Raw genomic sequence first — 12,418 nt, forward strand, 5'->3', positions numbered from 1 at the left:
GATCGGCGTGATCAGGGAGTTCGGCGGCCGGCACGCCGGCGACCCGCGCGATTTAGTCCCTGATCACGCGGATATTGGGGGTGGGTACGGGAGGGTCTCGTTCCGGAGCCAGGGTTCGTGGATGCTGCCGTCGGGAATCGACTCCAGCTCCGGTATCCAGCGGCGGACGTAGTCGCCGGCCGGGTCGAAGCGGTGCGCCTGCCGAACCGGGTTGAAGCGCCGGTACGGCTTGGTGTCGTTTCCCGTTCCGGCGACCCACTGCCAGTTTCCGGAGTTGTTGGCGACGTCACCGTCCAGGAGCCAGCGGTGGAACCATTCCACCCCACGGCGCCAGTCGAGGCCGAGCTGCTTGGTCAGGAACCCGGCGGTGATCAGCCGGGCCCGGTTGTGCATCCAGCCCTCGGCGCGTAGCTGCCGCATCCCGGCGTCGACGACCGGCACCCCGGTCCGCCCCTCCTGCCAGGCCGCCAGCGCGTCGGCGTCGTACCGCCACTCCTCGGTCGCCGTCGGCCGGTAGGCGACCGTCGACAGGTCCGGGAACGCGTACGCCACCTGGTGGTGGAAGTCCCGCCAGCAGAGCTGGCGTACGAACGGCCCGGCGCGGTCCCCGGCCGCCCGGGCCACCGCCAGCGGGGACACACATCCGAACCGCAGGTACGGGCTCAGCCGCGAGGTCGCGTCGGCGGCGAGGTCGTCGTGGATGTCGTCGTACCGGTCGATCCCGCCCAGCCAGCCGCGCAGCAGCCGCCGGCCGGCGGTCTCGCCCCCGGCGGCGGCGTGTGGTGACTCGCCGGCGGGCAGGGCCGGCAGCCGGCCGACCGCGATCCCGGACGGCAGCGGCACCGACCTCGGCGTGGCCACCTCGGCGCGCCATTCGCCGGTCGACCAGGCCCGGAAGTACGGGGTGAAGACCTTGTAGTGGTCGCCGCCCGCCGGGGTGACCGCCCCCGGGTCGACGACGGTGAGCCCGGGAAAGAGCCGCAGCGACAGTCGGTGCCGGTCGGCCTCGGCCCGCAGCCGGATCTCCCGCCGCCGGGCGTAGCGGCTGACGTCGGCGGAGACGGCGATGCCCTCGGCACCGGTCTCGCCGGCCAGCCGGATCGTCTCGGCCACCGGGTCGCCGTGCCGCAGGATCAGGTCACCGCCCCGCCCGCGCAGCGATTCGCGCAGGTCGGCGAGGCTCTGGACGAGGAAGCGGTCCCGGTTGGGCGAGCGGCCGGCGAGTGCCGGGTCGAGTACGAAGAGCGGCACCACCCGCTCGGCGTTGGCGCAGGCGGCGGCCAGTGCCGGCTGGTCGTGCACCCGCAGGTCGCGGGTGAACAGGACGATGGCCGTACGCATGGACGTCACCCGAGCGACGGACCGGGTACGGCGACGGTGGTGCCCGGCCGGGCCAGCAGCGACCGGGCCGCGACGGCCGCCCGACGGCGGCCCGGGACGGTCGCCCGGCGGACGAAGGGGTCGTAACCGGCGGCGGCGATCTCGTCGAGGATGCCCCCGTAGAGGGCGAACGCGGTGCGCATGCACGCCTGGGAGCCGGGGGCCAGCATCGCCACCCCGGGTGCGGCGGCGGCGTAGTGCGCCTGGGCGCGGGTGACGGCGTACTCGATCAGGTCCCGGGTCCGGGCGGTGCCGCGGCCGTCACGGGCGGCGGTCACCAGATCGGCGCGGCTGACGCCGAACTTGGCGAGGTCCTCGTCGGGCAGGTAGGTGCGACCGCGGGCGAGGTCCTCGCCGACGTCGCGGATGAAGTTGGTGAGCTGGAAGGCGAAGCCCAGTTGGCGGGCCGGTTCCCGGGCGGCGGCGGGGTCGTCCGCGCCGAGGATCGGCAGCATCATGGTGCCGATCACGGCCGCCGACCCGTCCATGTAGTCGAGCAGGTCGTCGTAACTGGCGTACGAGGTGATCGTGAGGTCCATCGCCATGCTGCGCAGGAACGACGCGAAGTCGGCGCGGTCGAGCTGGAACACCGCGATGGTGTGCAGCACCGCGGGCAGCAGCGGGTCGTCGACGGGCTCGCCGTGCAGACCGGCGAGGAACCGGTCGGACCAGGCGTCGAGCCGGGCGGCCCGCTCGGCGGTCGGGGCGTCGCCGGTCCGGTCGACGATCTCGTCGGCGTAGCGGGTGAATCCGTACAACGCATGGACGTGCCGACGTTTCCACGCGGGCAACAGCCGGGTGGCGAGATAGTAGGTGCGTCCGTGGCGTTTGTGCAGCTCACGGCTTCGCGCATAGGCCGCCGTCAGATCTGTTTCCATGGGACCTCCTCGGATAGATCGACGCAGCAATCGACGCAACTCGCAACTCTAGGGTACGCTCTGCGTCGTGGCCAACGACACACTCCCGACCCGCCCGGGTGATGCCCGTCCCGTTGCGCCGCTACCCGCCCCGCACCCCGACGACCTGATCGGGCTGATCGAGCAGACGCTGGTCGACTTCCTGACCCCCGAGGTGACGGCGCTTGAGGAGATCGACCCCGCCCTCGGCGACCTCGGCCGCACCGCCCGCGACTGCGTGCTCGCCGGCGGCAAGCGGCTGCGCCCGGTCTTCGCCCACTGGGGCTGGCGCGGGGTCCGCGGGAGCCAACCGGTCGCACCCACCCTTCCGGCGCTGGCCGCGCTGGAGCTGCTGCACGCGTTCGCGCTCGTCCACGACGACGTCATGGACCGCTCCGCCACCCGGCGCGGCCGCCCGACCGCGCACCGGGTGCTGGCCGACCAGCACGTCGCGGCCGGCCGCACCGGCGACCCGGACCACTTCGGCACGGCCGGCGCCGTGCTCGTCGGCGACCTCTGCCTGGTATGGGCCGACCGGCTGCTCGCCGGCACCGGCCTGCCGGTCGCGTCGATACTCGCCGCCCGCCGGTGCTACGACCAGATGCGGGTCGAGGCGATCGCCGGGCAGTACCTCGACATCCTCGGCGAGACCGACGCCGCCAACTGGTCGGTCGACCGGGCGCTGCGGGTCGCCCGGCACAAGACCGCCAGTTACACGGTGCAGCGCCCGCTGCTGTTCGGTGCGGCGCTCGCCGGCGGTGCCGCCGGGCCCGCCGCGGCGGTCACCGCCGCCTACAGCCGCTACGGAAACGCCGTCGGCGAGGCGTTCCAGCTCCGCGACGACCTGCTCAACGTGCACGGCGACCCGCGGCGGACCGGCAAGCCGGCGGGCGACGACCTGCTCACCGGTAAGCCGACCGTGCTGCTGCTGCTCGCCGCCCAGCTCGCCACCGCCGCCCAGCGGGCCGAACTGGCGCGTGGACGGGCCGGCACGGTCGGGGTCGACAGGCTCGCCGAGGTGGTCACCGCCACCGGCGCCACCGCCCGGGTCGAGCGGATGATCGAGGACCGGGTCGCCGACGCGGTCGAGGCCCTCGGGACCGCGCCGATCAACCCGGACGCCCGCCGGGCACTGGCCGACCTCGCCGTACGGGCCACGGATCGGCGGGCATGATGGAGGCCCGGAGAGGGGTGGCCCAATGCGCATGGTGAGCGGACCGACCGATCGGGTTGTCGTCGTGGGTGCCGGGCTGGGCGGCCTCGCCGCGGCCCTACACCTGGCCGGCAGCGGCCGCCAGGTCACAATCCTGGAGCGGGAGCCGGTGCCCGGCGGGCGGGCCGGCCGGCTCGCCGTCGACGGCTACGAGTTCGACACCGGGCCGACCGTGCTGACCATGCCCGACCTGATCGCCGAACCGCTCGCCGCCGTCGGTGAGGAGCTGACCGACTGGCTCGACCTCGCCCCGGTCGACCCTGCCTACCGGGCCTACTATCCCGACGGCTCCACCCTCGACGTGATCACCGACACCGCCCGGATGGCGGCCGAGATCTCCCGGGTCTGCGGTCCCCGGGAGGCCGACGGCTACCTGCGGTTCGTCGAGTTCGCCCGCAACCTCTGGCAACTGGAGCGGACCGACTTCATCGACCGCAACTTCGACAGCCCCCGCGACCTGCTGACCGCCAACCTGCTCCGGCTGCTGGCGACCGGCGCGTTCCGTCGGCTGCAAACCAAGATCGACCAGTTCTTCACCGATCCCCGGACCCGGCGGATCTTCTCGTTCCAGGCCATGTACGCCGGCCTGGCCCCGCACGACGCGCTCGCCATCTACGCGGTGATCGCCTACCTCGACTCGGTCGCCGGGGTCTACTACCCGCGCGGCGGAATGCACGCCGTACCGCGGGCACTGGCCGGAGCGGCGGAGAAGCACGGCGTGCAGATCCGCTACGGGACCACGGTCACCCGGGTGGAGACCTCGGCCGGCCGGGCCAGCGCGGTGATCACCGCCGACGGCGAGCGGGTCCCCGCCGACGTCGTCGTACTCAACCCGGACCTGCCGGTCGCCTACCGGGATCTGTTGCCGGCCGCCCGCTACCGGCGGCTGCGCCACTCGCCGTCGTGCGTGGTGCTGCACGTCGGTTCCCGGCAGGCCTACTCGAAGATCGCCCACCACAACATCCACTTCGGTCGGCCGTGGAGGGGCACCTTCGACGAGATCATCAAGCGGGGCGAGCTGATGTCGGACCCGTCGCTGCTGGTCACCAACCCGAGTCGGGCCGACCCCTCGGTCGCCCCGGCCGATCGGCAGACCTACTACGTGCTCGCGCCAGTGCCCAACCTCGACCGGGGTCGGCTCGACTGGCGCGGCGACCTGCCCGGGCGCTACGCGGACGAGCTGATGCGTACGCTCGAGGCGCGCGGCTACCGCGACTTCCGGGCCGGCGTCGAGGTGTCCCGGGTGGTCACCCCGCCGACTGGGCCGACCAGGGCATGGCGGCGGGCACCCCGTTCGCCGCCGCGCACAGCCTCTTCCAGACCGGCCCCTTCCGCCCGAACAACCTGCACCCCACGCTGTCCAACGTGGTCTTCGTAGGATCTGGGACACAGCCCGGCGTGGGCGTGCCGATGGTGCTCATCTCCGGCAAGCTCGCCGCCGGCCGAGTGACGGGAGGCACCCGGTGACCCTCTCCCGCGAGGCACACCTGGTCGAGCTGGTCAGCGACACCGGCAACCCGATCGGCGAGTGCACCGTCGACGAGGCCCACCGCCCGCCGGGCCGGCTGCACCGGGCGTTCTCGGTCTTCCTCGTCGACCCGACCGGCCGGGTCCTGCTCCAGCAGCGGGCTGCCGTCAAGACCAGGTTTCCGCTGCGTTGGGCCAACAGCTGCTGCGGACACCCGGCTCCGGGCCAGTCGTTGAGCGAGGCGGCCAACCGGCGGCTCGGCGAGGAACTGGGCCTACCGCCGGTCGAACTCACCGAGGTCGGCGTCTACGTCTACTACGCCGAGGACCCCGCCACCGGCCGGGTGGAGTTCGAGTACGACCACGTGCTGCGTGGCGAACTGGCTCCCGACGTACCCCTCGCCCCGGCGCCCGAAGAAGTGGCTGACCTGCGCTGGGTGACCCGCGAGGAACTGCTGGCCGGGCTCGCCGAACATCCCCGACAGCACGCGCCGTGGCTCGCCGGCGTCGCCGACCGGCTCTTCAGCCCCGGTCGGACCGGGACCGACCGGGTCGTCGTACCGGGTTCCGGGGCCGCCGAGGAAGCGCCGGAGCGGTCAGGTGGGCGATGACGTCCTGAGCGCGGGGGCGGTCGCGCGCCGACTGGGCGTGGCCGTCACGACGCTACGCACCTGGCACCAGCGGTACGGCCTGGGGCCGAGCCAGCACGTGCCGGGGCACCACCGGCGGTACACGGCCGAGGACCTCGACCGGCTGGAGGTGATGCGGCGGCTGACCGCCGAGGGCGTCCCGCCGGCCGAGGCGGCCGGCTGGGCCCGCCGCTCCACGGTCGTGCCGAGGCCCGAGAACCGGCGCAACGCCGCGCCCCGCCAGGGGGTCGGTGCCCGGGCCGGCGGTGGCTTCGCCATCCCGGTCGGCCGGGCCGGGCCGGCCGCCCGCGGCCTCGCCCGCGCCGCCATGCGGCTCGACCACACCGCCATGCGCGAGATCATCGAACGGCACGTCGCCACCGACGGCGTCGTCGGAACCTGGGACGGGGTGTTGCGGCCCGTCCTGGTCGGGATCGGCGAGCGGTACGCGACCACGTCCCGCCTCATCGAGGTCGAGCACCTGCTGTCCCGCTGCGTGTCGGAGGTTCTCGGCGCGGTACCTCGACCGGCCGGCCCGTCCCGGATCCTGCTCTCCTGCGCCGACGAGGAACAGCACAGCCTGCCGCTGGAGGCGCTCGCCGCCGCGCTGGCACAGGCCGGGGTCGCCTGCCGACTGCTCGGCGCACGGGTGCCGCCGGTCGCCCTGGTGGACGCCGTCGAGCGGACCGGGCCGGCGGTGGTCGTCGTGTGGTCGCACGCCCGGGCCACCGCGGGTACGGAGCAGTTGTGGGCCGTACTGGCCGTACCGCGTCGTCCGCTGCTGGTGATGGCGGCCGGTCCCGGTTGGCCGGTCGATGCGCTGCCCACCGGGGTACGGTGTCCGGCCGACCTGGCCGAGGCGGTCGCCCTTGCCGGCACGGTAAGCGATCCGGCGACCCGATCAGTGGCTGATTGAGGTCATTGGTCCGGTATCGCAGGACCCGCCCGTTGGGCTAGCGTGAGTCGACGTCCTACCCGAAGCCACCCCTCGGGAGCCGACGATGATGCAACGTGCCGCCCTGGGGGCTGGCGCGGTGGCGCTCGCGCTGCTGCTCGCCGCTGGCTGCATGGCGTCACGCCCGACCGATCGTCCCGCCTTCCGGACCGCGCCGGCACCGGCCGGTAGCCCGGCCACCGCCCGGCCCACGGCACCGTCGCCGTCCGGTGCCCCCTCGTCCACGGGGCCGGTGCCGGACCTGTCCTCGACACCCACGCCGGGTCCGACGGCGAGCACCGGTACGGCGCCGGCGCCGCTGCCGGTGCGGCGGACGACCGGCCGCAGAGGCGTGGCGCTGACCTTCGACGACGGGCCGCACCCGGTCTGGACGCCGCAGGTGCTCGACCAACTGCGGGCGGCCCGGGTCAAGGCGACGTTCTGCGTGGTCGGTTCCCAGGTGCGCCGCCACCCTGCGCTCGTCGCCCGGATCGTCCGCGAGGGACACACGCTGTGCAACCACACCTGGCACCACGAGCTCGACCTGGGCAGCCGGCCGCCGGCGGAGATCCGGGCCAACCTGGAACGCACCAACCGCGAGATCCAGCGGGCGGTGCCGGGCAGTCGGATCCCCTTCTTCCGCCATCCGGGCGGCCGGTGGACCGAGACGGCCATCTCGGTGGCCGAGGAACTGGGGATGACCTCGATCGACTGGGACGTCGACCCACGGGACTGGGAGAAGAAGGCCAAAGCGACCGTGATCACCGAACGGGTGCTGACGAAGGTCCGGCCCGGCTCGATCGTGCTGCTGCACGACGGGGGTGGAGACCGGGCCGCGACCCTGGACGCCTGCGACAGCTTGATCGACAACCTCCGGAACCGGTACGGCATCGTCCCCCTCCAATGATCTTGCTCCTGACATTTCCGCAGGTCAGCGACGTGTCGCCGGCACGAGGGGTATCGGTTTGGTCATGCGGCGGCCCATCACGTATGCTTTCCAAGCCTCCGGCGCCGCCGGATGGGAGCTCTACCGCTTGAGTCGCGATATGCGATGATGGCGGGGCCGCCCTCATCGTCTAGCGGCCCAGGACGCCGCCCTTTCAAGGCGGTAGCACGGGTTCGAATCCCGTTGGGGGCACATTCCGGCCTAGCCGGAGCAGCAAGGTCCTGTGGAGCAGTTGGAGTGCTCGCCGCCCTGTCAAGGCGGAGGTCGCGGGTTCAAGTCCCGTCAGGACCGCCAGCGCCGCTCGCCGCGCGTGTCTACGCGCGGCGTTCTGCGTTTCGGAGACTGGCACCCGCCAGGCGGTCGCACCGCGAGACGGGTACCATGAACCGAGCAACACGGCCAGATAGCTCAGTTGGTACGAGCGTCCGACTGAAAATCGGAAGGTCGGCGGTTCGACCCCGCCTCTGGCCACATAGCCTTTCGCCGGGCTATTGCAGCGCCGATCAGCTACTCGCCGATCGGCGCTCTGCTTTTGGTCCGGCCGGCCGATCGAGTTTCGGTCCGGCCGAGCGGGCCGGTCCGGCCGAGCGGGCAGCCTCGGCCGTCCCTCGGGGTGGGTAGCGGGTGCGACAATCAGGCCCCCAGTCCTGACATCCGGTAGCGAGGCCGTCGCGATGACGTACCAGCAGTTCCCCGAGCAGCCGCAGTACTCCCCGCCGGCAGCCAACCTGCCCACCCCCGCACCGCCGCACTGGGCGCCGCCGACCTCCGTCCCGCCCACCATGCCGTACGGGGTCATCCCGGTCGTCCCGATCGCCGCCAAGTCGGCCGGTGCCGCCGTGGCCCTGGAACTCGGACTCGGCATCTTCGGCATCTTCGGAGTGGGCAACCTCTACGCCCAGCAGATCGGGCTGGGGATCGCGTTGATGGTGTCGTACTGGGTGCTCTTCTGGATCAACATCTTCCTCATCGGCCTGGTGATCGGCCTCGTGACCCTGCCGCTCACCTGGGTCATCTACATGGTCGTCGGTCCGCTGACCGCGGCTCGCGGGGTCACCCGTCACAACATGGGCATGCTCCGCTGACGCCGCGGCCGCGCCGCTGACATCTCAGCCTGGCCGGCGGCCCGTCCCGAGCGGTGTCGGCCGCCCCCGGTCCAGCCGGGTGCCGCCCAGGTCGGCTTCCCGGCCGGCGTCGGCGCCCTGCCTCATTCCGCTGCCGGCGAGGCGGCGTCGGCCGGCCGTCCGCAGCCGCGGATAGACCTCGGCGATCCGCCGGTCCACCCGGTCGGAGCGGTCGGCGAGCACGAGCGCCACCGACGGCCCGGGGGCGGCGACCGTCGACGCGGCGGCTGCCGCCTCGGCGTCACGCAGCCGCTCGGCGACCACGGCGGCGAACCCCGCGAGCCACGACCGGCGAAACGCCGCCGGCTGCTCCCCGGCCGGTACGTCGGCGGCGGCGAGCCCGTGCGCGGCCTGCACCAGCAGCGAGGTGAAGAGCAGGTCGACCCGTTCGAGATCGCTGTCGAAGCCGAAGAGGTGCATCGCGAACCCGTTGCCGGCGCGACGGCGTACGCACCGGCAGCGCAGCGCGGTGGCCACCGCGGCGAGCAGCCCGGCCTTGTCCAACGCGTACGGGGCGAGCAGGTCGAGCACCCGGTCGCCGACCGGGTCGGTGGCGGGGTCGCGGGCGGCGAGCAGGGCCCGGTCGACGCCGTACCGCGCGATCAACTCGGTGGCCTTGGCGGTGAACGCCTCCGCCTCGGCGGCCGTACAGGCCGGATCTTCGGCCTTCGCCAGCAGTTTGCGCACCTTGGCCAGGATCGCGTCGGACATGCACAACAGCTACCACAGGTCCGGCCCGCGCCGGTCGGGGTCGGGCCGCCGCAGGGGCTCGGGGCAGCGGACATGGATCGAGATAACTACGATCATCGCGACAGGAAGTCTGTCCATGACAGACAGTGACCCCGACCCGGGAGACGTGGATGCCCAAGAAGGTCAAACACCTGCTCGCCTGCGTGACGCTGTCGGTTCTCACCGCGGTCGGGCTCGGCAGCCCACCGGCGTACGCCGAACCGATCCCCCGCACAGCCGGCGAGGCCTCGCTCCTGGCCACCTGCTACGGCGGCGCGGTCCGTTCGAAGTTCTCGATCGGCGCCTGGGGCGGCGAGGTCGGCACCTACCGGACGACCAACCGCTGCGTCGACGTCAACGTCCGCAACTTCAGCTCGTACGGCACCAACGCCTGCGTGATCTTCGTGAACACGACGAGCGGGTGCAACTACTGGACCTACCTGCCGGCCAAGTCGGGCTGGTTCACGGTCGCGACGAACGTACGCGACGGCGTGCCGTTCCGGGTCCGGTTCTCGAACAACTTCTACCAGTACACCCCGTTGGAGGTGCAGGTCGCCTTCTGACCGGCGGGCGGCGCGATCGCGGGTGGTCGGGGCTCAGGCCACCCGCTTGCGCAGCGTGGCGACCGCCGAACCGGCCAGGGTCAGCAGACAGTCCGGCAGTTGCCCGTCGGCCAGCGCGGCGCCGAAGAGCGCCTCCCCGGTCGAGACGTCGCCGTTGGCGTACGCGCTGAGGAAACGGGCCACCCAACGGGCGTCGTACGCGGCCTCGTCGATGTCGGGGAACTCCAGTGTCCACCGGCCGAGCCGCAGGTCGTCACCGACCATCGAGGCCGCCAGGCACCAGGCGACGTCGTACGCGCCGACCACTCCCGACCGGTCGACGACCGCGTCGAGGGTGCCGACGACGGCGTCGGTGTCACCGTCCAGGGCAAGGTGCAGCACCTTGGCGGCATCGTCGAGTGCCTCCTGGGGTACCTCCGTCACGCCGTCACCTCGCTTCATGTCCGACGCCGTGACCGGCGATGCTGACCTGTTTCCGCCCGCGGTGGTGCTGTCGTCCGGCACGGCAGGCGATGACTTCGCCCGTGCTCGGTCACACGCGGAAGGGTATGACGCACCGTCAAGGCGGCGCTGCCAGACGGTGAGCCTCAGGCCGGAATGAGGAGACAGGTCAGCCGTGCGGTGCAGACCCGGGCACCCTTCTCGTCGGTGATGACCACCTCGTACGTCGAGACGGTGCGGCCCCGGTGGAGGGGGACGGCGACCCCGGTGACCGTGCCGGCGTTGACCGCCTTGTGGTGGGTGGCGTTGATGTCGACGCCGACGACGGCGGGCCGGCCGACGGTGGCGCCGTGCAGGGCCGCACCCACCGATCCGAGCGTCTCGGCGAGCACGCACGAGGCTCCGCCGTGCAGCAGTCCCATCGGCTGGGTGTTTCCCTCGACCGGCATCGTGCCGACGACCCGTTCCGGGGTCAGTTCGACCAGCGTGATGCCCATCCGCTCGGCGAGTGCGCCAGGGGCGGCGGCGAGTTCGACGGCGAGTCGGCTGTCCGCGTCCACGCCGGAAGGTTACCCGCAGGTAAAGCGCTGACCTGCGACCACGGTCACAGTTCCGGCCGCTGGCACGCTAGTGTGCGCACGGAGCTTCGCCCGAGGGAGGACGATCCGATGCTGGTGTCACGCGGCAGGCGCAGCGCCGCCCTGGCCGTCTGCGCCGCGTTCCTGTTGGGCGCTGGTGGCTGCGGTAAGGCTGAGCCCGAGGAGACAGCGGAATCCCTGGTCAGGCTCTACGGCGCCGACGGCAACATGATCAATACGTTCGCCGCGGAGTTCGGGGATCATCCCGGGATCCTGGGTGGCATGAAGGGGACGAAACCCCTCACCCCGCTCTCCGCCGACTTCATCGAACGAATCGCGTCCGTCGACCCGGACCTCGACGACTACATCTACTCCGGTGAGACGTACGACGCGCTCGTGATCAGCGCGCTCGCCGCCCAACTCGCCGGTACGACCGAGCCGGGCGAGGTCGCCAAGCAGATCAACGGTGTCACCACCGGTGGTGAGATCTGCGACACCGTCGCCGAGTGCCTGAAGCTCGCCCGGGCCGGCACCGACATCCAGTACCGGGGCGTGTCGCTGAAGCGGGGTGGATTCACCGACGCCGGAGAGCCGTCGACGGCCAGTTACGCCACCGTGCACTTCGGCTCGGACAACGAACTCGACGACGGCAAGATGGAGTTCATCGGCGCCGGCGACGAGACCACCACGAGCACCGTCGCCCCGCCACCGCCCAGGCGGGAGGGCCTCGGAACGGGCCAGCGCACCGGCGCCCCCCTGAAGATCGGCGGCCTGCTGCCGCGCACCGGCGACCTCGCACTCGCGTACCCGCCGCTGGCGGCCGGGGCGGCCCTGGCGATCCGCGAGATCAACGCCGCCGGCGGTGTGCTCGGCAGGGACGTGGAGTGGCTCGACGGCGACGACGGCACCAACGCCGACAAGGCGCGGCAGACCGTACAGGAGCACGTCGCCAAGGGCGCCCATGTCATCATCGGCGCCGGCGCCTCCGGGATCTCGCGGGCCGTACTGCCCGACGTCGTCGCCGCCGGGCTGATCCTCTTCTCGCCGTGCAACACCGACGCCGGCCTGAGCACCGTCGACGACAAGGGCCTCTACTTCCGTACCGCACCGTCGGACATCCTCCAGGGACGGGCGCTGGCCGACGTGATCCTGCGTGACGGCCCGAACCGGATCGTGATCGTCGCGCGCGGGGACTCGTACGGCCAGGGCCTTCAGGAGAACGTCCGGGCCGAGCTGGAGCGGGCCGGGGTGGCGCCCGACCGGGTCCGGCTGCTGACCTACGACCCGCCGGCGAACGCCGACGGGCCACCGGTGGACTTCTCCGCCGGAGCACAGGAGATAAAGGAGTTCGCGCCGGAGGCGGCACTGGTGATCGGCTTCGCGGAGTCAGCCGAAGTCATCAAGGCACTTGTCGCCGCGGACGTACCACTGCGGCACTGATGGTCAGCCGGTAGTGGCACGTTTCCGTGATTCCTCAGCTGGTGCCGGGACCGTACGGTTTCATCAACACCGCGAGAG

At 72.3% G+C, this 12,418-nt stretch carries 12 protein-coding genes, 3 tRNA genes and 1 pseudogene; 11 read left to right on the forward strand and 5 right to left on the reverse strand.

Going from position 1 to position 12,418, the window contains the following annotated elements:
- Positions 1-63: 63 nt before the first annotated feature.
- On the reverse strand, positions 64-1,341 hold the full coding sequence (locus tag Prubr_RS11205; protein ID WP_212824654.1) for a cryptochrome/photolyase family protein: 1,278 nt from the start codon (positions 1,339-1,341) through the stop codon (positions 64-66).
- Between the two features lie 5 nt (positions 1,342-1,346).
- Positions 1,347-2,258: a phytoene/squalene synthase family protein gene (locus Prubr_RS11210; protein WP_212824656.1), complete on the reverse strand. Its 912-nt coding sequence runs from the start codon at positions 2,256-2,258 to the stop codon at positions 1,347-1,349.
- Between the two features lie 67 nt (positions 2,259-2,325).
- Here Prubr_RS11210 and Prubr_RS11215 point away from each other — a divergent pair, with 67 nt between their 5' ends.
- From Prubr_RS11215 to Prubr_RS11255, 9 genes and pseudogenes are all read left to right on the forward strand, one after another.
- Positions 2,326-3,450, forward strand: a complete 1,125-nt coding sequence (locus Prubr_RS11215) for a polyprenyl synthetase family protein (protein WP_246568560.1) — start codon at positions 2,326-2,328, stop codon at positions 3,448-3,450.
- Positions 3,451-3,475: 25 nt separating this feature from the next.
- Positions 3,476-4,956: pseudogene (gene crtI / locus Prubr_RS11220) on the forward strand (phytoene desaturase family protein).
- Positions 4,953-5,567 carry an isopentenyl-diphosphate Delta-isomerase gene (gene idi, locus Prubr_RS11225; protein WP_212824658.1) on the forward strand — a complete coding sequence of 205 codons (615 nt, stop codon included), beginning with the start codon at positions 4,953-4,955 and terminating at the stop codon, positions 5,565-5,567. Before crtI ends, idi begins: the two are co-directional and overlap by 4 nt.
- Positions 5,557-6,501: a MerR family transcriptional regulator gene (locus tag Prubr_RS11230; RefSeq protein ID WP_212824660.1), complete on the forward strand. Its 945-nt coding sequence runs from the start codon at positions 5,557-5,559 to the stop codon at positions 6,499-6,501. The genes idi and Prubr_RS11230 overlap by 11 nt, the downstream gene beginning before the upstream one ends.
- A gap of 85 nt (positions 6,502-6,586) precedes the next feature.
- The gene (locus Prubr_RS11235) at positions 6,587-7,426 is read left to right on the forward strand and encodes a polysaccharide deacetylase family protein (protein WP_246568561.1); all 840 of its coding nucleotides are present in this window, start codon (positions 6,587-6,589) and stop codon (positions 7,424-7,426) included.
- A gap of 158 nt (positions 7,427-7,584) precedes the next feature.
- A tRNA-Glu gene (locus Prubr_RS11240) sits at positions 7,585-7,657 on the forward strand.
- Between the two features lie 25 nt (positions 7,658-7,682).
- Positions 7,683-7,759, forward strand: a tRNA-Asp gene (locus Prubr_RS11245).
- A 103-nt stretch (positions 7,760-7,862) separates the two neighbouring features.
- A tRNA-Phe gene (locus tag Prubr_RS11250) sits at positions 7,863-7,936 on the forward strand.
- Between the two features lie 203 nt (positions 7,937-8,139).
- Positions 8,140-8,550 carry a hypothetical protein gene (locus tag Prubr_RS11255; protein WP_212824662.1) on the forward strand — a complete coding sequence of 137 codons (411 nt, stop codon included), beginning with the start codon at positions 8,140-8,142 and terminating at the stop codon, positions 8,548-8,550.
- 24 nt (positions 8,551-8,574) lie between these two features.
- On the opposite strand, the gene Prubr_RS11260 is transcribed toward Prubr_RS11255, so the two are convergent.
- On the reverse strand, positions 8,575-9,300 hold the full coding sequence (locus Prubr_RS11260) for a DUF2786 domain-containing protein (RefSeq protein WP_212824664.1): 726 nt from the start codon (positions 9,298-9,300) through the stop codon (positions 8,575-8,577).
- Positions 9,301-9,449: 149 nt separating this feature from the next.
- On the opposite strand from Prubr_RS11260, the gene Prubr_RS11265 reads away from it, so the two are divergent.
- A complete protein-coding gene (locus Prubr_RS11265; RefSeq protein ID WP_212824666.1) occupies positions 9,450-9,881 on the forward strand; it encodes a hypothetical protein in 432 nt (143 codons plus the stop codon).
- Positions 9,882-9,914: 33 nt separating this feature from the next.
- Here Prubr_RS11265 and Prubr_RS11270 read toward each other — a convergent pair whose 3' ends face one another.
- Entirely contained in the window at positions 9,915-10,304 is a 390-nt protein-coding gene (locus tag Prubr_RS11270) for a hypothetical protein (protein ID WP_212824668.1), read from the reverse strand.
- A 164-nt stretch (positions 10,305-10,468) separates the two neighbouring features.
- Positions 10,469-10,819, reverse strand: a complete 351-nt coding sequence (locus Prubr_RS11275; RefSeq protein WP_212827883.1) for a hotdog fold thioesterase — start codon at positions 10,817-10,819, stop codon at positions 10,469-10,471.
- Between the two features lie 171 nt (positions 10,820-10,990).
- On the opposite strand from Prubr_RS11275, the gene Prubr_RS11280 reads away from it, so the two are divergent.
- Complete coding sequence (locus tag Prubr_RS11280; protein WP_212824670.1) at positions 10,991-12,340, forward strand: ABC transporter substrate-binding protein; 1,350 nt, start codon at positions 10,991-10,993, stop codon at positions 12,338-12,340.
- Positions 12,341-12,418 lie beyond the last annotated feature (78 nt).

The sequence above is a fragment of the Polymorphospora rubra genome, assembly GCF_018324255.1.
Taxonomy (GTDB): domain Bacteria; phylum Actinomycetota; class Actinomycetes; order Mycobacteriales; family Micromonosporaceae; genus Polymorphospora; species Polymorphospora rubra.

What these genes read in the sequence shown, in the direction of transcription:
- Prubr_RS11205 (WP_212824654.1), bottom strand. Translation starts at nt 1,341, where the DNA reads ATGCGTACGGCCATCGTCCTGTTCACCCGCGACCTGCGGGTGCACGAC.
- Prubr_RS11210 (WP_212824656.1), bottom strand. Translation starts at nt 2,258, where the DNA reads ATGGAAACAGATCTGACGGCGGCCTATGCGCGAAGCCGTGAGCTGCAC.
- Prubr_RS11235 (WP_246568561.1), top strand. Translation starts at nt 6,587, where the DNA reads ATGATGCAACGTGCCGCCCTGGGGGCTGGCGCGGTGGCGCTCGCGCTG.
- Prubr_RS11255 (WP_212824662.1), top strand. Translation starts at nt 8,140, where the DNA reads ATGACGTACCAGCAGTTCCCCGAGCAGCCGCAGTACTCCCCGCCGGCA.
- Prubr_RS11260 (WP_212824664.1), bottom strand. Translation starts at nt 9,300, where the DNA reads ATGTCCGACGCGATCCTGGCCAAGGTGCGCAAACTGCTGGCGAAGGCC.
- Prubr_RS11265 (WP_212824666.1), top strand. Translation starts at nt 9,450, where the DNA reads ATGCCCAAGAAGGTCAAACACCTGCTCGCCTGCGTGACGCTGTCGGTT.
- Prubr_RS11275 (WP_212827883.1), bottom strand. Translation starts at nt 10,819, where the DNA reads ATGGGCATCACGCTGGTCGAACTGACCCCGGAACGGGTCGTCGGCACG.
- Prubr_RS11280 (WP_212824670.1), top strand. Translation starts at nt 10,991, where the DNA reads ATGCTGGTGTCACGCGGCAGGCGCAGCGCCGCCCTGGCCGTCTGCGCC.